Raw genomic sequence first — 20,556 nt, forward strand, 5'->3', positions numbered from 1 at the left:
TACAGGTGCGCTGATATGGCTCAGTTGGTAGAGCGCACCCTTGGTAAGGGTGAGGTCCCCAGTTCGACTCTGGGTATCAGCACCAGTTATTTGGGTTAATGTTCGGTTTAATAAAAGAATTTACCTGGCGGCGATAGCGCGGTGGTCCCACCTGACCCCATGCCGAACTCAGAAGTGAAACGCCGTAGCGCCGATGGTAGTGTGGGGCTTCCCCATGTGAGAGTAGGGAACTGCCAGGTTTCAATTAAAACAAAAGGCCATCCAATCAAGGATGGCCTTTTGTTTATGCCTATTTTGGAAAGGTAGAGTCTTTCTTTTATCCTTTCCGAATAAAACCTTCTACTTACCTGCTTATTAACCCACCTCATAATAATGTCCTGTTTGTTACCGTTTTATTTGTCCGTTTTTCAGTTAAGGATAATTAAATGTGTTGGGTCACATTGTTGCATTAATAAACTATTACAATCAGGAACTTTTTGCCTCAGGGTTTAAGTGCTGCTTTACTATGATGGGCATCGTTTTATGCCCGGAAAACAGGAGAATAAAATAAGATGACTAACCTAACGGAAGATGCGAAAGATACGCGCCAACGTATCCGAGCTATAGTTGGTGCCTCATCGGGTAATCTGGTTGAGTGGTTTGATTTTTATGTTTACTCCTTTTGCTCAATCTATTTTGCCCATATCTTCTTCCCTTCGGGGAATACCACGACTCAATTACTACAAACAGCAGGGGTTTTTGCAGCAGGCTTTTTAATGAGACCGATAGGCGGGTGGCTTTTCGGTTACATTGCTGACAAGCATGGTCGTAAAAACTCAATGCTAATTTCGGTTTGCATGATGTGTTTTGGATCTCTGGTTATCGCATGTCTACCGGGGTATGAAACCATTGGCACCTGGGCACCCTTTTTACTGTTGTTAGCTCGTTTATTTCAGGGACTTTCTGTCGGTGGGGAATACGGCACCAGCGCGACGTATATGAGTGAGGTTGCCGTTGAAGGAAGGAAGGGGTTCTATGCTTCTTTCCAATATGTCACGCTGATTGGTGGTCAATTGTTGGCGTTGTTAGTCGTTGTGATATTACAACAGATTCTGAGTGATGAAGATTTGCGGGCGTGGGGATGGCGTATTCCTTTTGCTCTCGGCGCTATTTTGGCGATCGTTGCTCTTTATTTACGCCGCTCTCTGAATGAAACGTCAGATAAAACGACTCGTGCACACAAAGATGCTGGTTCGCTGGCTGGTTTGTGGAAGCATCGTCGCGCCTTTATTACCGTACTGGGTTTTACTGCCGGTGGTTCTTTAGCTTTTTATACATTTACCACTTACATGCAAAAGTATTTGGTGAATACGGCAGGAATGCATGCGAAAACTGCTAGTGGGTTAATGACCCTCGCACTGTTTATCTTTATGCTGCTGCAACCCTTCTTTGGTGCGCTGTCGGATAAGATTGGTCGTCGTAGTTCAATGCTTTGCTTCGGCGGGTTTGCGGCATTGCTGACGGTTCCTATTCTGACAGTACTACAGAGTGTAACGAGCCCTGTTCTTGCTTTCTCGTTGGTCATGCTTTCACTGATTATTGTCAGTTTCTACACGTCCATCAGCGGCATTTTAAAAGCAGAAATGTTCCCGCCCGAAGTCCGTGCATTAGGTGTCGGCTTATCTTATGCGGTTGCTAATGCGCTGTTCGGCGGCTCGGCTGAGTATGTCGCGCTTTCACTAAAATCATTTGGTATGGAAACTGCTTTTTTCTGGTATGTATCAGCGATGGGAGCGATTGCGTTTATTGTGTCATTAACGCTGCATCGCAAAGGCAAAGGAATGAAACTCTAGTTTTCAGATAATTGCCATAACGCATAGCCGGTGGTTGCACCGGCTATATCCCAAACAAGATCTTGCCAGCTCCATCCTGTCCCTCCTTCCCGGCTATCATAAAGCTCTTTTGCCATGCCGACGCTGATTGACAACATAATACCGAACCCTCCGCTACGATCTGCACTCCAACGTTGATGAGTACCATATTCATAACCGGCTGCGCTGATGGCAGCAGAGGCAAGAAAGTGTTGGGCTTTATCCTGTCCTGTCCAACGGTCTTGCGCGATATGGCTACATCCCGAGCAGCAAATAATTGCGGCAATACACACTGAGCGCATAGCTTATCCCATGATAATAAAAAACCTCGGAAGCCGAGGTTTTTCAAAGTATAGCGCGGATTTTAGAGAATACGGCTGATGAGCCTGTCTATACGAATACGGCGAAGACGCCGTATTAACTTACGGACTTTCACAGGATATTGCGCAATACTCTCTAGCTCCCTGTAGCTTTTTACTACGTGGGTATGCGTCCTGATCGTATCCAATTCATCCAGACGTTGCTGCAATAAAACCTGCTGAGGATCGTGAATCAGGATTGCGTTTTCCAGATCCAGACGCCATGCGCGTGGGTTAAGGTTGTTCCCCGTCAGCAGTTGCCACTTGTCATCCACCCACATGCCTTTTAAGTGGAAGCTATTGTCGCCATCTTTCCACAGCCGTACAACAAGCTGTTGGTTCTCAATGTAGCGCTCCAGGCGACTCAGAAAACGGCGCAGGTTGATCTCGTAGAGATACGGTAGCGCACCGATGATTTTGAAGGGCTGATCTTCTGGGATATAGAAATCGTTAGCGGTCTTATCACCGATAATAATTTCTACTTTTTTGCCATCCCGCAATAACCGGATAATATTTCTGACCAGCAGCGCAGGCAGGTTGAAATAGGGGGTACAGATGACCAAATGCTCATCAGCACAATACATCAGATGATGTATGGTCTTATTCAGTGGGCTTTGTTTTCCTAATCCAACCAAAGGCGTGACGGTTAATGCATTGGCATCTGCGCTGTGTGCCGGGGCCTGATAACTAGCGGTACGTAACGTTTGACGGAATTGCTTGATGTCATTTTTGATTTCCAGACTCTTTGGGCGATCGATATGATCTAACCGCTGCACTGCCGGAGCCGACAGCATTGTCTGGATATATTGCACCATCGTATCAGCCAATACAGGGTTATGAATCAGTTGATAGCGGTCATAACGGTATTTCTGGTGCTGATGCAGATAAACATCATTCAGGCTGGCTCCGCTGTAGATGACGGTGTCATCGACAATGAATCCCTTCAGGTGCAGCACGCCCAACGCTTCACGTGTGTTAACCGGAATACCATAGATAGGGAAATGCGTATCTGGATGCTTTTTCGCCATATCGCAATACCAATCAGCATTGGTATTTTCTGCCGCTGCGCCAATCCTGCCACGCTGAGCACGATGCCAATCGACCAAAACACGGACATCCAGTTCAGGGCACTGGCGTTTGGCTTCATAAATTGCGGATAGAATGCCGATCCCGCCGTCATCACGCTCAAGATATAAGGCCACAATATAGACGCGCTTTTTAGCACTCAGAATGGCGTTAGTCAGTGTCGTGCGGAAAAGCTCAGGCGAATGCAACGTCTGAACATCATCTGCGTTCTGAGGAATTCTAGGCAGTTGTGCAAGGTGCTGTTGGTATTTATTGCGTTTAAAATTTGACAGCATCACAGTGCGTTTCTTCTCTCATCAGTTTATACCCACCATACTTCAAGCTGCTCTAGGGTATATGACCTTCTGGTCATTATCAAAAGTTAAGGAGTAGTCGAATGGGCGATAATACCATTACTTTCCGGCTGTTGTGAGCCTGTTTTGCTATAACGATTCCTGTTGCAAGGGCTCTGTCACGTCCTGCGTTCAGCCTTTCAGCGGCAATTCCAATGTCACAATCCCCTCTTCTAATTGTACGTCGATGTGGAACCCCAGTTTTTTGGACAACTGAATCATGCCTTGATTATGCGGCATGGTGATGCCAGTCAAGCGGGAGAGACCATGTGTCCGAGCGTAATCAATCAGCTTTTCCAACAGTCGTCTGCCAAGGCCAAGTCCTTTTAGATCGGATCGCACTAGTACGGCAAATTCTGCATCCGTATTATCAGGGTCGGAAATCGCGCGCGTCACGCCAATAATCTCTGTCTCTTCTCCACGCTGGCGCACGGCAACGAATGCCATCTCACGATCGTAGTCAATTTGCGTCATATTGGCTAAGTCTTCGTGAGTAAATTCATTAATTTCGCTGAAATAACGATAATACAGGTCTTCTTTCGTCACTCTTGCGATGAACGAGCTGAGCAACGGTTCGTCTTCCGGCAAAATGGGGCGGAACAGGCAGGTATCGCTATTTTTGAGGATGACCGTTTCTTCCAGCTCGTGTGGATAGGGGCGGATTGCCAGCCTTGACTGCGGATCGCCACTGAACGGAGCCAGATGCAGCGTAACATCCAGCAGCGTAAACGTATCGCCTGACGCCAGCAGAGGGTGGATATCTAGCCGGGAAATTTCAGGGCAGTCGAGAATCAGGTTGGAAACTTGAACCAGCAAACGGCTGAGCGCGGGAATATCCAACGGGCGCAGAGCACTGTATTCGCGAATCTTACCGCCTTTCACGGCTTGCAGGACCAAATAGCGAGCTAGCGTCATATTCAGCGGGGGCAGTGCGACGGCTGCCTGCTTTTCTCGCCACTCAACGCCGCCTTCCCCCAGCATAATCAGCGGGCCGAAAACGGGATCCTGTTCAACGGCAATCCTGAGTTCCTGTGCGCCCGCGCGATTTGCCATACTCTGGACTAACAGGCCATAAATGCGTGCCTGTGGATAGGTACGTTTCACCCGGTCAAGAATGGCATCAGCCGCCTGCTGGACTTCTCTGGCGGTTTGCAGGTATAGCATGACGCCTTGAACTTCCGATTTATGCGGAATATCGGGCGATCTCAGTTTAATTGCCACTGGATAGCCAATTTGCTCGGCAATATGAACGGCTTCGGCACTGTCGCCCGCAATCCAGGTGGGTAATGTATCCAAACCATACGCTTGCAGGATCGGCTGAACCTCATGCGTATCGAGCTGAGTCACGCCATCTGACAGCGCCTGATGAATCAGCGCATGTGCCTGACTAGCGTTGATACCCAAATTCAGCGGCAGTGCTGGCGTTTCCTTGAGCTGTTTCTGATTACGCCGATACTCGACAATATGCATAAATGCCGTCACCGCGCCTTCCGGCGTACGATAGGTCGGAATGCCTGCATCGTTAAACAAACGTCTCGCTTCCTGAGAGGAGAACTCACCGCACCAGTTGGTCAGCAGCGTAATTCTTTTTCCACGCGGATGCTGTTGGAAAAGCGTAATCAACTGCGCTGCGCAATCGGTACTAGGTGCGGCGGCACTGGGCGCGTGAATAATTAAGAGAGCATCGATTTCATCGCTATCTAGCAATACAGAGATGGCAGCCAGATAGCGGGCTGCGGTCGCGTCATCACGTAGATCGAGCGGATTACCGATCGTGACAGTTTGCTGCAGCGCTTCCTGTAGCGCTTGTCGAGTCGCATCGCTGATCTGTGCAAGCTTGCCCTGTCGGCTGAGAAGTTGATCTAGCGCCTGTGCAGCTGGTGATGCGCCATTACTCACCAACATCAAACGCTCACCGCGTAGCGGTCGCAGGTGGCTTAAGGTTTCCACTGCGGAGAAAAGCTCATGTGTATCCCGTACTCGCAGTAAACCAGCACGTTGAATAGCAGCGTCATAGGCGGCATCCAGACCGTGGCGTTGGTCATTTAGCAACTGCTGTGCCTGCTGGCTACGACCACTTTTTATCACCAGTATCGGTTTATTTCGGGATGCGCTGCGTGAAGCGGAAAGGAAACGGCGTGCATCGCTGATGTGTTCCAGATGCAGCAAAATCGCACTGGTTTTTCCATCGCGAGCCAAGAAATCTAACAGGTCGTCGACATCGATATCCAGGCTGTCGCCCAAAGCGATGAAATAGGAAAAGCCGATGCCGCGCTGCTGTGCCCAGTCCAATATGGTGTTGGAAACGGCGGCCGACTGTGAAATGAATGCCAGCTTGCCTTTCATAATGGGAACAGGGGAAAAACTGGCATTCAGGCCTTGCCAGGGCGCGAGTAGCCCAAGACTGTTGGGGCCAAGCAGGCGCATATGATAACGCGTAGCGCAGGCCTTTAATTCACTGAACTGAGTCGGCGGAGCAGAGAGGATGATGACCGTTTTGCAGCCTTTTTGTCCTAAATCCTCTAACAGCGTCAGATTACGGCTGGCGTTGGTGCAAATTACGGCAAGGTCGGGCGTCATTGGCAGGCTGGCGACAGTGGGGTAGGCCAGTACGCCGCAAACGGCACGATATTTTGGCGTAACAGGTAGCACGGGACCGCTGAAATGGCCGTCCAATAGGTTTTTCATCATCAGAAAACCGGCTCGTCCCGGCTTTTCTGACGCGCCGAGAACGGCGATAGACTTAGGGCGTAACAGTGCTTCCAATCCGCGCTGGCTCATGCGTCACTCCTTCACATCAATCCCCTTTGATACTAAACGCTTTCTGCCGATTGTGCTGTGACGATGGGTAAACTTTCCCGCAAACTGTGGTGTGATTTACCTGCCAGATAGTGTCGGCGGAAACGATCAAAATGCAGTGACAGCGCGTCAGCCGCGGCGATATCTCCAGCCTGTGCGAGCAGGGCGATGGCAATCTCGGCGGTGCAGTGCTGTCCTGCGCTGCTGGCTTCACGCAGTTGGTAGCGAGACAGTGCCTCTACATTCAGCGATAGGATCGGTAGATTGTCCAGATACGGGCTTTTGCGGAACATCTTGCGTGCTTCTGGCCAGGTTCCGTCGAGTAGGACAAACAGGGCAGGCTTTTCTGTCGCAGGAAGTTGTTGAAACACCTGACGCCCCTCTTCCGCGGCATCGGCAAGGAAGACCAGATAAGGCTGAACATCTGGGTCCTGTAGAGTGGCAAGTAGCTGGGGATTGGGCTCGGTGCGTGACCAGAGAAACGCCTGCGTGTCTGGCAGAATATCAGCGATGAGGCGTCCGGTATTACTTGGTTTTAACGGCTCGGTATCAAACATCACCAGACAAACGCGGCTGCGGGATTGTTGCGCCTGAATGGTGTGACATAGGCAGTTGGTTGCGGGCAATAAACACTGCTGGCAGCGTACTACGCGGCAACCGCGTGCGCGAAATGGTTTGGTTGACTGCTCAAGACGCTGTTGGCGCAGGCGGAGTACGGCATTGTTTCCGATGAAAGGGCGGTCTGCTGTGGATGGGCGGTTGATCATGAAATTAGTGACGCCATGAGATTCTGCAACGAACCAGCTTCGTTTTAATTATTGGGAGGCTGGTTCAGAAAGATGACATTCTAATCGACAGACGGGCAGACCAAAAGAGGCGGGGCAATAATGCCCCACAGTTTTCTACAGCGATTCATCCAACCACTCCTCAAACTGTGCTTTTGGTAGTGCACCGTTGAGGATATCGACCATCTGGCCCTGCTTGAAGATCATGAGCGTTGGAATACTGCGGATACGGAAACGGGCACTGAGTGCTGGTTCGGCTTCGGTATTGACCTTAATAAAGCGGATTTTCCCGCTGCGTTCCTGTGCGACGTTTTCAAATACGGGGGCAAAATTGACGCAGGGGCTGCACCAGGGAGCCCAGAAATCGATCACGATGGGAAGATCGTCCTGTAACAGTTTATCGAGCGTCGTTTCTGTGGCATTGATGACGTCACCGCTGAATAAGGTTTCTCCGCAACGACCACATTTTGCATGGTCATCAACACGCTCTTCTGGCAGGCGATTGGTTGTTTGGCAAGATCCACATACCGTATTCATAACAGGGCCTCAGATAAAAGGGCTAAAATAGAGATATCGCTGATAAAATGCTCGCAATGCTGCATTGTAAGGTCAACGACATGTTGCTTAAACGTGAATAAATTATGGTGGGGAGACATGATGGCAACAACGTGGTTTACCCAATAGCTACAATAGCTTCTGACTGTTAGCGCTCTTTTACCACAAGCGTGTGGCTAAGCGGGTGTACATAAGGTAATCTTCGCGCCCAGCGCGTAGGTGGAGAAAACAATGAGCGATTCATTCAATAGTAAAAGCGGCAAAGTCCGCGTGATGTACGTCCGCAGTGATGATGAGGGCGAGAAAGAGAATAAAAACAAGCGTCCTGCTGATAAAGATCGTCGTGGCGATCGACGTGATGGCGGTGGCTCCCGCGATCAGCGTGAGAAACCAAAGCATCCGCGTGATGTTAACCCGCGTTATGCGCGTGAAAATCCGTCCCGCGATGGCGATAGCAGTGCGAAAACGCCGTGGGGAAATAAAGATCGTAACGAACGCAGTAGCGATAAGCCTCGTCGGCCGCGTGGTGAAGATTCTGGTAGCTATGAATCACCGTGGAAAACGGTGTCTCGCGCGCCAAGCGACAGCGACACGCCGGACCATGGCGGTATTACTGGCAAGAGCCAAATCGATCCTGAGCAGCTGCGTCGTCAGCGTCAGGAAGAAACGCGGGTCTACGGTGAAAATGCCTGTCAGGCGCTATTTAAAAACCGCTCTGAAGTGATTGTTCGCGCCTGGTTCCTGCAAGAAGTGACGCCGCGTTTCCGTGATGCACTGCGCTGGATGGCGGCAAACCGCAAGGCTTACCACGTTGTGGAAGAGGAAGAGCTGATTAAGGCCTCTGGCACCGAACACCATGGCGGCGTCTGCTTCCTGATTAAGAAGCGCCAGGGAATGGATGTACGTGAGTATCTGAAAACGGCTGGCGAGAATGACTGTGTATTGGCGCTGGAAGATGTGGGTAATCCGCACAATCTCGGCGGCATTATGCGTAGCTGCGCGCATTTCGGCGTGAAAGGTGTCTTGGTTCAGGATGCGGCGCTGCTAGAGTCCGGTGCTGCGGTACGTACGGCAGAAGGCGGTGCGGAACATGTTAAAGCGATCAACGCTGACGATTTCCTGTCCGTGCTGACGGAGTTCCGTAACGCAGGCTACACCATCGTGACCACCTCTAGCCATAAAGGGACGGCGCTGTCGAAAGCGACGCTTCCGGCAAAAACCGTGATCGTGCTGGGTCAGGAAGGCGATGGCCTGTCGGATAGCGCCTGGCAACAAGGGGACGTAAAAGTCTCTATCGGCGGTACCGGTAAGGTTGAAAGCCTGAATATTTCGGTCGCAACAGGCATTTTACTGTCCGAGTGGTGGCGACAGAATCAAGCCTGATATCACGTGTCAATTCTCAGGGGGATGCGCCCTCTGAGAAGGTAGCACGATGGATGAGAGAACGATTGATGAAGCAGAAAAAGCAGAAAGTTATCGCGGTATCATTACTGTTGGGCGCATTGCTGGCAAGCGGTTGCAGTTCGCTGCCGCGCTCATCCACTGCTGTTGCCGCTGTACCAACCGCTGATGTATGTCAAATTGGTGATAAGCAGGTACAGACCACGCTGTATTTTGGTTTGAATCGTCCTGCTGGCCCGGTGATTTCTGATGCCGAGTGGAAAGCGTTTCTGGACGGTGAGGTTACGCCACGCTTTAAAGAAGGGCTGACGGTGTTTGATGCCAAAGGACAATGGCTAGGGAACAATGGACTGGTTGCGCGAGAAAACAGTAAGGCGCTGATGCTGATTCATGGCGCTGATAAAGAGCGTGATATTGAAGCGCTGCGTACGACCTACAAATCACGTTTCGCGCAGGAATCCGTCATGCGGGTTGATGCTCCTGTCTGTGTCGCCTTCTGATTTTATCATCAGCCCCTTTTCAGGGGCTGATGATATTGTCAAAAATCATCGCGATGAGATCGAGATACTTGGGGCTACCACGAGGTGAAGCATCCCTGCGGGAACCTCATCCCCGTGTTTCCCCTACTATGTGACTCTGTCATTAGTATGATGATTTTTAATCTATGTATTTATAATAAAAGACTACAGAACCAGTCCCGCTACTGCCGCAGACAGTAAACTCACCAGCGTAGAACCATAAACCAGTTTCAGGCCGAAGCGTGATACCACGTTGCCCTGTGCTTCATTCAGCCCTTTGATTGCGCCAGCGATAATACCGATTGACGCGAAGTTGGCGAAGGAAATCAGGAACACGGACAAAATCCCCAAACCGCGCGGCGACATTTCTGCTGCGATCTTCTTCAGTTCGATCATGGCAACGAATTCATTCGCCACCAGCTTGGTTGCCATGATGCTGCCTGCATTCAGGATATCGGAAGATGGAATACCGATCAGCCAGGCCAGCGGTGAAAAGACATAGCCCATGATAGCCTGGAAGCTAATGCCGAAGACGGTGCTGAACAGCGCGTTGACGGCGGCAATCAAGGCTACGAAGCCGATTAACATTGCCATAATAATCATCGCCACTTTAAAACCAGCAAGGATGTATTCGCCCAGCATTTCAAAGAAACTCTGGTCTTCATGCAGCTTTTCCAGCTTCAGCTCTGGTTCGTCATCAGGCTGGTAAGGGTTGACGATCGACAGAATGATAAAGGTGCTGAACATATTCAAAATCAGGGCTGCAACGACGTATTTGGCGTCCAACATGGTCATGTAGGCGCTGATGATCGACATGGAAACGGTCGACATTGCTGTCGCGGCCATTGTGTACATCCGTCGTGGCGACATGTCGGCGATGATGCCTTTATAGACGATAAAGTTCTCTGACTGCCCCAGCATCAGCGTACTCACGGCGTTAAACGACTCCAGTTTCCCCATGCCGTTAACCTTGGACAGCAGTGTGCCAATGCCTTTGATAATTAATGGTAAAATTCTCCAGTGCTGCAAAATTCCGATCAGTGCGGAAATAAAGACGATAGGGCAGAGCACATTGAGGAAGATAAAGGAAAGCCCCTGCGCGTTCATGCCGCCAAACACGAAATCGGTTCCTTGATTAGCGAAAGATAATAGCTTTTCAAACAAACCGGCAAAGGCGCTAATGGCGTTAAGTCCGATGCTGGAATGCAAAAGGAAATAGGCCAGCAAAATTTCAATCACCAGCAGTTGCACAATAAAGCGCAGCCGGATGCGTTTTCTGTCGTGACTGACAAGCAATGCCAGCAAAAAAATAGCGGCCGTTGCCAAAATGAAATGTAAAACCTGTGACATAGAAGAACCACTCAATCCCCGAATAAAAGAGGCGCATTGTAATCGGAATGTGAAAATATGTTTATCCCGAATCTGTAAATCCTTATTCGTTACTGCGCTATAAGGATTGGGGAAACATGCGATTAATCAGGGGACGTTAGGAAGGATACCAGAAGGTTCCCCTTCGCCAGTGATTGGTCGAAGGGGAAAGGATGTTTATGAAGGACTAGTGCGCGCCACCGCCTCCACCGCCGCTGGTAAAGGGCGGTTTAGCGAACCAGACCAGGACCAGTAGCACCAAGAATACAGCGGCGGCGGCCCAGAAGATCTCGTTGGCTGAAATAATCAGCCCCTGAGCCGTAATCTGTTCTGCGATATAAGCTGAGGCTTGCGTTTGACTCATCCCCATTGCCTGAAGTTGCTGGTATGTTTCCTGCGCTATCGGATTATACGGCGTAATTGATTCCGTCAGGTGCGCATGGTGCAGCGATTCGCGCTGTGTCCAGAGTGTGGTGGTCAGCGACGTCCCGATCGAACCCGCCAGCGTTCGGGCAAAGTTTGACAGACTTGATGCTGCCGCCAAACGTTCAGGCGGAAGACCCGACAGTGTGATTGTTGTCAGTGGCATGAAGAAGCAGGCGACGGCAAACCCCTGTACGAACTGTGGCCAGGCCGATGCGCCGAAATCCATGCCCGGCTCAAAGGTGTACGCACGCCAGTAAAAACAGACTGCGTACATAATAAAGCTGAACGTCACCAGCTTGCGCATATCCAGCCGTGGCGCGAATCGACCGATGATCGGCGACAGCACCACAGGCATCAACCCAACGGGGGCGGATGCCAGCCCAGCCCAAGTGGCGGTATAGCCATAGACCTCCTGCAACAGCTGCGGCAAGAGTACGATCGCTCCAAAGTAGAACATATAGGCGAGGCTAATACACAAACAGCCAATGGTGAAGTTGCGCAACTTAAAGAGGGACAAGTCCACCACCGGATGGTCGTCCGTTAGTTCCCAGACAATCAGGAACGCTATCGCAATCACTGCCACCACGGTTAGGGTGATGATTTCCGTCGAGTTAAACCAGTCCAGCTCTTTGCCGCGGTCGAGCATCATCTGAAGACTACCGATGCCGACGACTAACAATGCCAGCCCGATGGTATCGATGGGCTTGATCTCCGTTTTGGTTTCTCGACCGCGCAGCGTTTGCAAGGCAATAAACACCACCGCGATGCCTAGCGGAACGTTGATAAAGAATATCCAGCCCCAGTGATAGTTGTCGCTAATCCAGCCGCCCAGAATTGGGCCACAGATTGGCGCGACGACCACGGTCATTGACCACAGCGCCAGAGCGATGCTGCGTTTCGCGGGGGGATAATTGCTTAACAACAAACTCTGTGACAGTGGGATTAGCGGCCCGGCGACAATCCCCTGCAAGACGCGGGCGAAAATCAGCATTTCCAGGCTGGTGGACACACCACACAGCCAGGAGGTCAGGGCAAAGAGCGCCGTTGACCATAGAAAAAGGCGGACTTCACCGAACCGTTTTGCCAGCCAGCCGGTGATAGGAATAGAGATGGCGTTAGCGACCCCGAACGAGGTAATGACCCACGTTCCCTGTGAGTTGGACGCACCCAGATTACCGGCGATGGTCGGAATAGCGACGTTAGCGATGGTAGAGTCCAGCACCTGCATAAACGTTGCCAGCGACAGAGCAACGGTCATCCAGGCCAGACTCGCGCCTTTAAGCGGTTTTCTCTGCACGTTTCTCTCCTGGTCGATTAACCGGCGTTCGCCTGAATAATGGCGCTAATGTCTTGGTTAACAGGGGTGAGATCCAACGTCAGAGCATCACTTTGGTAGGCCGGTGTGGTGCGTGATGTTTCTGCTAACGCACTGCCTTCCGTATTGGCGGTATCGACATTTACCAACGCAGACAAGCCAATGCGTAACGGATGTTCGGCAACCTGCTTTGGATCAATCTCAATTCGTACAGGTAGGCGCTGAACCACTTTGATCCAGTTGCCCGTCGCGTTCTGGGCAGGCAGCAGAGAAAATGCGCTACCAGTACCCATATCGAGACCGACCACTTTTCCCTGATACACAACATCATCACCATAGATATCTGCGATCACGGTAGCGGGTTGACCAATGCGCATATTGGCTAACTGCGTTTCTTTGAAGTTTGCATCGACCCACAGGTGATTGGCTGGAACCACTGCCATCAGTGCCGACGTTGAGGAAATGCGGGCGCCAATCTGCACGCTACGGCGTGAGATGTAGCCGTCAATCGGGCTAACGATTTTGGTACGCTGTAGCGCCAGCCAGGCATCGCGCATTTCTACGGAGGCTTGCTGTATGGCGGGTTGCTTCTCGAGCGGTGTATCCAGAATCATTGCCTGATTCGCCTGATATTGCTGTCTGGCGACTTCTAGCGCAGCTTTGGCTGTCGCGACGGCATCTCGAGCATGCTGTACTTCTTCACGCCCAATGGCATTTGCGCTGCCCAGTGCTTCACGGCGGCTCAAATCGCTTTGTGCCTTGTTCAGCTCAGTCTGACGCAGTTCAATATTGGCCTGATATTGTTTGCTGTTGATAATCAACTGATGCGTTTGGCGCACACTGTTGGCCAGTGCGGTTTTCGCGCGTTCAAAGGTCTGCTGGGCATCAGTAGGATCCAGCTCCACCAAGACCTGCCCCTGTTTAACGAAATCGGTATTGTCGACGTTTACATGGGTGACGCTTCCAGTAACCTGCGCCATGATCTGAATTTGATTGCCTGCGACGTAGGCGTCATCGGTACTTTGGTGATGTCTGAGCACCAGGAACCAGTAAACCAGCCAGGCACAGCCCAGCACGACAAAAATAAATGTTAGCAGCGACAACACGCGTTTACGCTGACGTTTTTTGTTTCTTTGTGGCGTCTGCGGCACCTGATTTTCCACACTTTCACTCATGCTGTTCTCTCTCTTTTTATTTTCTTTGTATCGGCTATCGCACCAGACCGAGCAGCCTGACGATAGTCGCAATGAATTCATATTGCTGTGCAGCTCGGGGGAGTTTTCAGATTGCCCGCCCAGAGCGTGAGATTGCCGTTGCGCTAAGCCGCAGATTGCTGCTGCGGAAAGATCATGCGTATTTTTCGCAGCAAAACTCACCTGCCCGATACGTAAGCATCGGGTCATTCCGGGTGAAAAAGGTGCTGGTTATGATTTTTTGTTGTTGTTTTTTTTGCTATTCGTTGCCGAAATCGTCCATCTCATCCAGCCTAACCAAGAGCTTTCTCATCAGGGTTTCGAGCTGTTTTTGCTCTCCTGATTCAAGTGCTGAACAAAGCACATGGAGGCTGTTATGTTGTGGCGGAATCAGTTGACCAAGAAACGCTTTGCCTTCTTCTGTCAGATGCAGGTGCAGGCAGCGTCTGTCGCTGTTGCTTTCACGTCGCTCTATCCAGCCTCTTTTCTCCAGATCGTCAGCGATGCGTGTCGCATTGGTGCGCGACGAGCCCAGAGCTGCACTGAGTTCAGATGGCTGAATGCTATAAGACTCTTGGGATTCTAACGTCAACAATGCCATGAACAGGGTTTCGTTGATTCCCTGATCTTTCAGCATTCTGTTTCTATTTTCCAGAATTTTGCCTTGAACGTGCATGAATAGACGTAATAGCAATACTTCCTGACGTGGAAAACCGGGTTTACGTGAAGCACGTAGATCGAGCATTTGTTCTATAGGAGTGAATGAACTATCCATTTTTATATAAACCTCATTAATCACGGTATGCATAGTAACTAATGTTACTAAATGGGTAAACGGCATTCAGGTGGGAAATTGTGCTTATTTCTGTGACAGAACGTAAGCGAAGAATAGCGTAAGGTAGACGTTATTCGCCGTTTACTTTATTTAAATCAAAATCTTATTTGATAATTTACTCAGTGGATTCAAAGCAGTTTAAAGGCAATGCCGTAGCAGAGCGCCCCCAGCAACGTCGATAAGACGATACTGCGAGTTTTATAAAAACAGGCGGTCAGCGTCATAAAACCTACCAGGGTTGGCAGTAACTTTTCGTGATGCGCGAGAATGTCCGGCACGCTGGAAACCATCAGTAATGCACAGATGGAAGCAATGCCAATGCTGTCAAGCAACAGGGCTTTTTTGCCGCGTTGCAGCGAACCGGAAGCACGTGAGGCACTCAGTCGCAGAGGCAGGTAGCGAAAGAGATAGTTTACCAGCCCCACAACCAGCCCAATAAGAATAACGTCTGTGCTCATGCGTTCACCTGTGGCGTGGCGGGATTAACCAGCGAAGCCAGACAGCCGCTGAGAATGCCGAGCAGTATCGCGGCGGGTATGGAAGAAAGCAGCAGCCCAAGCAGCGCACCACCTAGTGCGCAGGCGACAACCAGACTCTGTTTCCGCTTGAAGGATGCGAGTAAAAAACTGAGGAAAAGCGCGGGCAGCATGAAAGACAGCGCGGCTTCGACGGCAGGGTAATCATTCAGTGGGCCGTTACCAAACACGGCACCGATTACCGTGCCAAGCACCCATGAGAGCCAGGCTAAAAGCGATACGCCCATCATCCAGTCTTCTGACCAACGCCGGTTATCTTTCGCCAATCGTGTGGCCGCCGCAGCAAACACCTCATCCGTCAGACCGAACGCCCACAGCGCGGTTTTTCGAGTGGGCAACCGTTGTGTAATGCGATGCCGTAACGCGGGCCCATACAGGACATGGCGGACATCCATCGCCATGACGGTTAATGCCGCGACCCAGATGGACATGCCTGCGCTGAGCAGGGCTGTGATGACGAACTGGCTGGCACCGGCGTAAATGATGCAAGAAAGGAAAATGCCTTCCAGCGGGGTAAATCCTAGCTTGACGGCGTTCATGCCAAACGCGAATGCTACGGGCATGTAGCCGATAACAATCGGCAAGCTATCAAATACGCCCTCGCTAAAAGACGCAGATTTTGTCGGTGCAGTTGTGGTTAATGTCTTCACTGGCTTGATATTTTTTGCACTTAAAGGGAATTAACCGATAACACTAGCAAAGCATTACCGGAATTTCACGTTATTGCGGAACGGGCGTGATGATCTCGTGCATAACCTTCTTGTGGAAAACTTTCTCGTAGAAAATTGTCTCGTAGAAAACTGTCTCGAATGAGATTCTCAATCGAGACAGTATCAAATAAGCGTAGTTACAGCGCCGCCATCGCTTCCTGTGTCTCGTGATGATGGCTTCGCCACCACACCAGTAGGTTCAACAGGCTGATAATACCCCCTGCTGCGCAAACGCCCAGCCAGCCCCACTGTTGGTAAGCTGAAGCGGAGAGGAGCGAGCCCAGCGCGCCGCCAATGAAATAGCTGGTCATATAGCCTGCTGTCAGTCGGTTACGTGCTTCAGGCATCATACGGTAGATCACACTCTGGTTAGTCACGTGCACACCCTGAACCGCCAGATCCAGTACGATGATACCAATGAGCAGCGCCGCCACGGAATGGATGCCGAGTGCAATAAAGCCCCACGATAACAAAAGCAGGATAATGCCAACGCTGGTGGTCGGTTTGGCCTTGCCCTGATCGACCAGACGACCCGCGCGCGATGCCGCTAATGCGCCTGCCGCACCGACTAGCCCAAACAGGCCGATCACGCCTTCGGAATAACCATAGGGCGGTGAAGCCAGCAGGAATGCCATCGATGTCCACAGAATACTGAAATTGGCAAAGGACAGACAGCCTAGAATTGCACGTGTGCGCAGCAGCGGAGTCGTGGAGAACAGGCGGAATATTGAAACCAGCAACTGTGGGTAGTTCAGCGTGTTTTGCTGAGGAATACGTGGTAATGCCCGCCACAGAATCAGTGCCATGATGACCATCAGCGTACTGGCAACCCAATAAACGGTACGCCAGTCACCGAGCGACGCCAGCGCGCCCGCGACGGTACGCGCCAGCAAAATTCCCAGCAGCAGACCGCTCATGATCGTGCCAACGACTTTACCGCGTGTTTCCGGCGTTGCCAGCGTTGCGGCAAGGGGAACCAGCAGCTGCGCGACAACGGAGAATAAGCCAGTTAACGCTGTGCCAGTAATCATTATCCAGAGCGTGGGCGCAGAAGCGGTAATCAGCATCCCGCCTGCGGCGAGTAACGTCATGCCGACAATCAGCGTCCGGCGTTCAAACATGTCACCCAGCGGCACTAAAAACAGCAGGCCGACGGCATAACCCAACTGAGCGGCGGTGACAATGAATCCCGCCTGATTGACGGAAAGTGCAAAGGCTCTGGCAATAGTCTCCAACAGCGGCTGGGCATAATAGTTACTGGCGACGGCAAGACCAGTGGCGATAGACATAATCAGGGTCAAAGACAGGCTGAGTCCCGGTTGTGGCTGAGAAGATGCAGATTGTTGCTGAAGAGACATAGTATTTGAACGTTAATATGGTGTTAAAAGCAGAGTCTATAGTATCCGGTAGAGCCTAATGAGATACCAGAATATCTTTCTGCTTCTTAAATATGACGGGGATGTTTCGCTTTTACCGAGATTGATCTAGCTTATCCCCAGCGTCATAACACTATCGACAGGGGATATTATGTTTAAGCATTATCAGGTGGTTAAGAAAAAAAGCATCGCAGTGCTAATGGGATGTGCATTGTTGCCAGCCGCAGCACTTTGGTCGATGGGCGCTCAGGCGGTTACGGCGGTTTACGTCTCTGCTGCCACTGATGGCGCGATCGATGCCTACACACTCAATACGCAAAGCGGAGAATTGACCGCTATCGGGAAAGCAGCCGCTGGGGCGAAAGTGATGCCGCTTGCTGTTAGCCCAGATAAATCGTTCCTTTATGCTGCTACGCGCGGCATTCCCTACTCGGCGGTCAGTTATAAAATCGATGCCAAGAGCGGTGCGTTGAGCCCGTTAGGCAAAGCAGAATTGCCGGACAGCATGGCCTACATCTCGACGGATCTTACGGGGAAATGGCTGTTCAGCGCGTCGTACGGCGGCAATAAAATCGCGGTTAACGGCATTGATAATGATGGCAAGGTGAACGCGAGTGCGGTCACGGTGGTGCCGACAGGTGAGAAGGCACACAGTATTGTTGCCGATCGTAAAAACAGATTGGTCTTTGCCAGCAACCTCGGCGGCGACCAAATCGTACAGTTCTGGTTTGATGCGAAAACGGGAACGTTAACGCCGAATGAGCCCGCAGAAATTAAGCTTCCTGAAGGGAATGGGCCGCGCCATCTGGTGTTATCACCAGATAATAAAACGCTCTACGTGAGCAATGAATTGTCCGGCAAAGTCGCGCGTCTGTCAGTGAATGAAAAGACAGGGCAGCTTACGCTGTTGGATTACACGGACACCGTTCCGGCAGACGCTGGGATGAGGGCTGGAACTATCACGCCTGATAAAAAGAATGCTGATAGCCGACCGCAGATATGGAGCGCCGATTTGCGTCTGACACCGAATGGAAAATTCCTTTATGTGTCTGAACGCACTAAAAGCATGATTACACTGCTGCGGGTTGAGCCGAAAACGGGTCAACTGAAATACATTACACGCTACCCGACGGAAGCGCAGCCGCGCGGTATTCAGATCGATCCAAGCGGGAGATTCCTGATCGCCAGCGGTGAGAAATCGACGTCACTGTCGGTGTATCGCATCAATCAGGATAACGGGGATCTCGTGCGAGTGGGACGCTACCCGACCGGAAAAGGCGCGAACTGGGTCGAAATCGTTAAACTGCCATAATTGCCGCTTACCAGTAAAGAACGCCCCTTCCGCGAAAGGGGCGTCATGCAAAGGGAAGGCCTCTAACTGATGGATTGAACGCGTACTTTTGACGTTTTCTCATGGCCAGTGTTCATATTCATTGTCGCCGCTGTCAGTCTGTTTCCTGCTTACGCGAGCGGAATGCCGCGACTTTCATTCTGTTGCCACAGAGCGCCATACTGCACCATCGCCGACGATGTGATTTGGTGGTATCCAGAAAGAACAGCGTACAGTCGTGCGCCTCACACTGGCGAATATATTTTATCTCAGGCCCAGAAATCAGAGCAGCGAACGCTATTGCTACCGGTTCGAGTAAGCTGGCGCAGCTATTATCCCTCCTGCATTCAACTACGCTGAAACCAGCCTGCTGACTATTCCATTCCAGCATTCTCACTGGACGTCCACTATCAAGGATTTGGTTTATTCGTTCAGGGTTATATTCCTTACCCGATCGGACGGCCTCTATTGTCTGAACCATGGCCTGACGCAGTGCCAGAGCTTCATGAGCTAGGCCTGTCGGCGTGTTTGTAAAATTTTCAGGCAGTTGCTTAGCCGCTTTAAGCCAAGCGATGACACTTGCGTCATCCGTCAAACAGTCGTGGTATTCATTTCCTGTTCCAAATGCACTGTTGATGAGGTCCAACGCGAGATTGTTTGCGAGAAAGTGAGGCTGAGCTATCGGTGATGTGTGCATTGATGTAACCCTTAAAATGATATTGACAGGTTACACTAAATATTTGTAACCTTCAAATAACCACTTTAAGGGTTACAAAGGAAAGAGACTGTGAATACTGATATAGCTACGACACCCGAGACCCAAGTCCACTACCGCTATGAGCGGGTTGGTAACGTAAACATTTTCTATCGTGAAGCAGGAAAACCATCATCACCCAGCATTTTGCTACTGCATGGATTCGCTGCATCCTCGTACATGTTTCGAGAACTGATTCCAGTACTGGCTGAGAATTATCACGTAATTGCTCCCGATCTGCCGTCCTTCGGTTTCACGGAATCGCCGGGAAGTGATGAGTATGACTATACGTTTGATAATCTGGCGAAGACGATCGATCGGTTCACTGAACAGTTAAAGCTCCAGTGCTATGCGATCATGGTTCATGATTATGGCGCACCTGTTGGATGGCGTCTCGCTGCGGCCCATCCCGATCGCATTACGGCAATTATTTCGCAGAACGGTAATGCTTATGAAGAAGGTTTGGCGCAAGGATGGGATGCGATCAGACGATATTGGCAATCACCGACGGCAGAAAACCGTGCTGCTCTTCATGATTTCCCAACCGCAGCCTCCGTAAAATGGCAGTATTTAGAAGGCGTCAGTGATACCAGCCTTGTCTCTCCTGATGGATACACTCTTGAAGGGCTGCATGTGTCCCGCCCTGGCAATGCTGATATTCAACTGGATCTACTACTGGATTACGCCTCCAATGTTCAGCGTTATCCTGAATTCCAAGCTTACTTCCGTGAGAAGCAACCGCCGCTGCTTGCTGTCTGGGGTCGCCACGATCCTTACTTTTTGCCTGCCGGTGCTGAAGCGTGGAAGCGGGATATTCCCTATGCTGATATCCGTTTCTACGATACCGGACACTTTGCTTTAGAAACGCATGCAAATGACATCATCCCTGTCATCCACGCGTTTCTGAACGACAATATACAATGATTTTCTGATTGTGCTTGGTGAGGCGTCAGGGTTGTGACGTGTTGTGGCGGGAACGAAGGAAAATAGCGCCCTTTCGTTGGAAAGGGCGCTTATCGACAGGGGGG

Annotated in this window: 18 protein-coding genes, 1 tRNA gene and 1 rRNA gene; 7 read left to right on the top strand and 13 right to left on the bottom strand. The window is 50.8% G+C overall.

The features are described 5' to 3' along the window. Positions 1-9: 9 nt before the first annotated feature. The 3 genes from CLR69_RS20885 (at position 10) to CLR69_RS20895 (ending at position 1,832) form a co-directional block, all read left to right on the top strand. Positions 10-85: transfer RNA gene (locus tag CLR69_RS20885), tRNA-Thr, on the top strand. A 38-nt stretch (positions 86-123) separates the two neighbouring features. Further along, a 5S ribosomal RNA gene (gene rrf, locus CLR69_RS20890) occupies positions 124-239 on the top strand. 312 nt (positions 240-551) lie between these two features. Next, positions 552-1,832, top strand: coding sequence for an MFS transporter (locus CLR69_RS20895; RefSeq protein WP_131535113.1), 1,281 nt, complete (start codon positions 552-554; stop codon positions 1,830-1,832). Here CLR69_RS20895 and CLR69_RS20900 read toward each other — a convergent pair. From CLR69_RS20900 to trxC, 5 genes are all read right to left on the bottom strand, one after another. After that, complete coding sequence (locus tag CLR69_RS20900; RefSeq protein WP_129710103.1) at positions 1,829-2,152, bottom strand: YfiM family lipoprotein; 324 nt, start codon at positions 2,150-2,152, stop codon at positions 1,829-1,831. The genes CLR69_RS20895 and CLR69_RS20900 overlap by 4 nt on opposite strands. Positions 2,153-2,214: 62 nt before the next feature. Beyond that, the gene (gene pssA / locus CLR69_RS20905; RefSeq protein WP_129710101.1) at positions 2,215-3,570 is read right to left on the bottom strand and encodes a CDP-diacylglycerol--serine O-phosphatidyltransferase; all 1,356 of its coding nucleotides are present in this window, start codon (positions 3,568-3,570) and stop codon (positions 2,215-2,217) included. Positions 3,571-3,759: 189 nt separating this feature from the next. Further along, a complete protein-coding gene (locus CLR69_RS20910) occupies positions 3,760-6,408 on the bottom strand; it encodes a bifunctional acetate--CoA ligase family protein/GNAT family N-acetyltransferase (protein WP_131535114.1) in 2,649 nt (882 codons plus the stop codon). Positions 6,409-6,440: 32 nt separating this feature from the next. Then, entirely contained in the window at positions 6,441-7,193 is a 753-nt protein-coding gene (locus tag CLR69_RS20915) for a tRNA-uridine aminocarboxypropyltransferase (protein WP_131535115.1), read from the bottom strand. A gap of 135 nt (positions 7,194-7,328) precedes the next feature. Then, a complete protein-coding gene (gene trxC, locus CLR69_RS20920; protein ID WP_129710095.1) occupies positions 7,329-7,748 on the bottom strand; it encodes a thioredoxin TrxC in 420 nt (139 codons plus the stop codon). A 249-nt stretch (positions 7,749-7,997) separates the two neighbouring features. Between trxC and CLR69_RS20925 the strand changes: the two genes are divergently transcribed. Beyond that, positions 7,998-9,149, top strand: coding sequence for a tRNA/rRNA methyltransferase (locus tag CLR69_RS20925; protein WP_129710093.1), 1,152 nt, complete (start codon positions 7,998-8,000; stop codon positions 9,147-9,149). 68 nt (positions 9,150-9,217) lie between these two features. Next, positions 9,218-9,667 carry a DUF3574 domain-containing protein gene (locus tag CLR69_RS20930; RefSeq protein ID WP_129710091.1) on the top strand — a complete coding sequence of 150 codons (450 nt, stop codon included), beginning with the start codon at positions 9,218-9,220 and terminating at the stop codon, positions 9,665-9,667. Positions 9,668-9,850: 183 nt separating this feature from the next. Here CLR69_RS20930 and CLR69_RS20935 read toward each other — a convergent pair whose 3' ends face one another. From CLR69_RS20935 to CLR69_RS20965, 7 genes are all read right to left on the bottom strand, one after another. Further along, complete coding sequence (locus tag CLR69_RS20935) at positions 9,851-11,035, bottom strand: NupC/NupG family nucleoside CNT transporter (protein ID WP_129710089.1); 1,185 nt, start codon at positions 11,033-11,035, stop codon at positions 9,851-9,853. A 205-nt stretch (positions 11,036-11,240) separates the two neighbouring features. Then, a complete protein-coding gene (emrB, locus tag CLR69_RS20940; RefSeq protein WP_129710087.1) occupies positions 11,241-12,776 on the bottom strand; it encodes a multidrug efflux MFS transporter permease subunit EmrB in 1,536 nt (511 codons plus the stop codon). A 17-nt stretch (positions 12,777-12,793) separates the two neighbouring features. Further along, a complete protein-coding gene (gene emrA, locus CLR69_RS20945) occupies positions 12,794-13,969 on the bottom strand; it encodes a multidrug efflux MFS transporter periplasmic adaptor subunit EmrA (RefSeq protein ID WP_129710085.1) in 1,176 nt (391 codons plus the stop codon). A gap of 277 nt (positions 13,970-14,246) precedes the next feature. Continuing rightward, a complete protein-coding gene (mprA, locus tag CLR69_RS20950) occupies positions 14,247-14,762 on the bottom strand; it encodes a transcriptional repressor MprA (protein ID WP_129710083.1) in 516 nt (171 codons plus the stop codon). Between the two features lie 188 nt (positions 14,763-14,950). After that, positions 14,951-15,280 (bottom strand): L-valine transporter subunit YgaH, encoded by a 330-nt coding sequence (ygaH, locus tag CLR69_RS20955; protein WP_129710081.1) that lies wholly within the window; start codon positions 15,278-15,280, stop codon positions 14,951-14,953. Further along, positions 15,277-16,008 (bottom strand): AzlC family ABC transporter permease, encoded by a 732-nt coding sequence (locus CLR69_RS20960; protein ID WP_129710079.1) that lies wholly within the window; start codon positions 16,006-16,008, stop codon positions 15,277-15,279. The genes ygaH and CLR69_RS20960 overlap by 4 nt, the downstream gene beginning before the upstream one ends. Before the next feature lie 197 nt (positions 16,009-16,205). Beyond that, positions 16,206-17,426, bottom strand: coding sequence for an MFS transporter (locus tag CLR69_RS20965; RefSeq protein ID WP_129710077.1), 1,221 nt, complete (start codon positions 17,424-17,426; stop codon positions 16,206-16,208). A 169-nt stretch (positions 17,427-17,595) separates the two neighbouring features. On the opposite strand from CLR69_RS20965, the gene CLR69_RS20970 reads away from it, so the two are divergent. After that, complete coding sequence (locus tag CLR69_RS20970; protein ID WP_131535116.1) at positions 17,596-18,756, top strand: lactonase family protein; 1,161 nt, start codon at positions 17,596-17,598, stop codon at positions 18,754-18,756. A gap of 133 nt (positions 18,757-18,889) precedes the next feature. On the opposite strand, the gene CLR69_RS20975 is transcribed toward CLR69_RS20970, so the two are convergent. Further along, on the bottom strand, positions 18,890-19,471 hold the full coding sequence (locus CLR69_RS20975; protein WP_131535117.1) for a CGNR zinc finger domain-containing protein: 582 nt from the start codon (positions 19,469-19,471) through the stop codon (positions 18,890-18,892). A 90-nt stretch (positions 19,472-19,561) separates the two neighbouring features. On the opposite strand from CLR69_RS20975, the gene CLR69_RS20980 reads away from it, so the two are divergent. After that, positions 19,562-20,452, top strand: coding sequence for an alpha/beta fold hydrolase (locus CLR69_RS20980; protein WP_131535118.1), 891 nt, complete (start codon positions 19,562-19,564; stop codon positions 20,450-20,452). Positions 20,453-20,556 lie beyond the last annotated feature (104 nt).

The sequence above is a fragment of the Pectobacterium zantedeschiae genome (assembly GCF_004137795.1).
GTDB classification, from domain to species: Bacteria; Pseudomonadota; Gammaproteobacteria; order Enterobacterales; family Enterobacteriaceae; genus Pectobacterium; species Pectobacterium zantedeschiae.

What these genes read in the sequence shown, in the direction of transcription:
- CLR69_RS20895 (WP_131535113.1), top strand. Translation starts at nt 552, where the DNA reads ATGACTAACCTAACGGAAGATGCGAAAGATACGCGCCAACGTATCCGA.
- CLR69_RS20900 (WP_129710103.1), bottom strand. Translation starts at nt 2,152, where the DNA reads ATGCGCTCAGTGTGTATTGCCGCAATTATTTGCTGCTCGGGATGTAGC.
- pssA (WP_129710101.1), bottom strand. Translation starts at nt 3,570, where the DNA reads ATGCTGTCAAATTTTAAACGCAATAAATACCAACAGCACCTTGCACAA.
- CLR69_RS20910 (WP_131535114.1), bottom strand. Translation starts at nt 6,408, where the DNA reads ATGAGCCAGCGCGGATTGGAAGCACTGTTACGCCCTAAGTCTATCGCC.
- CLR69_RS20915 (WP_131535115.1), bottom strand. Translation starts at nt 7,193, where the DNA reads ATGATCAACCGCCCATCCACAGCAGACCGCCCTTTCATCGGAAACAAT.
- trxC (WP_129710095.1), bottom strand. Translation starts at nt 7,748, where the DNA reads ATGAATACGGTATGTGGATCTTGCCAAACAACCAATCGCCTGCCAGAA.
- CLR69_RS20925 (WP_129710093.1), top strand. Translation starts at nt 7,998, where the DNA reads ATGAGCGATTCATTCAATAGTAAAAGCGGCAAAGTCCGCGTGATGTAC.
- CLR69_RS20930 (WP_129710091.1), top strand. Translation starts at nt 9,218, where the DNA reads ATGAAGCAGAAAAAGCAGAAAGTTATCGCGGTATCATTACTGTTGGGC.
- CLR69_RS20935 (WP_129710089.1), bottom strand. Translation starts at nt 11,035, where the DNA reads ATGTCACAGGTTTTACATTTCATTTTGGCAACGGCCGCTATTTTTTTG.
- emrA (WP_129710085.1), bottom strand. Translation starts at nt 13,969, where the DNA reads ATGAGTGAAAGTGTGGAAAATCAGGTGCCGCAGACGCCACAAAGAAAC.
- mprA (WP_129710083.1), bottom strand. Translation starts at nt 14,762, where the DNA reads ATGGATAGTTCATTCACTCCTATAGAACAAATGCTCGATCTACGTGCT.
- ygaH (WP_129710081.1), bottom strand. Translation starts at nt 15,280, where the DNA reads ATGAGCACAGACGTTATTCTTATTGGGCTGGTTGTGGGGCTGGTAAAC.
- CLR69_RS20965 (WP_129710077.1), bottom strand. Translation starts at nt 17,426, where the DNA reads ATGTCTCTTCAGCAACAATCTGCATCTTCTCAGCCACAACCGGGACTC.
- CLR69_RS20970 (WP_131535116.1), top strand. Translation starts at nt 17,596, where the DNA reads ATGTTTAAGCATTATCAGGTGGTTAAGAAAAAAAGCATCGCAGTGCTA.
- CLR69_RS20975 (WP_131535117.1), bottom strand. Translation starts at nt 19,471, where the DNA reads ATGCACACATCACCGATAGCTCAGCCTCACTTTCTCGCAAACAATCTC.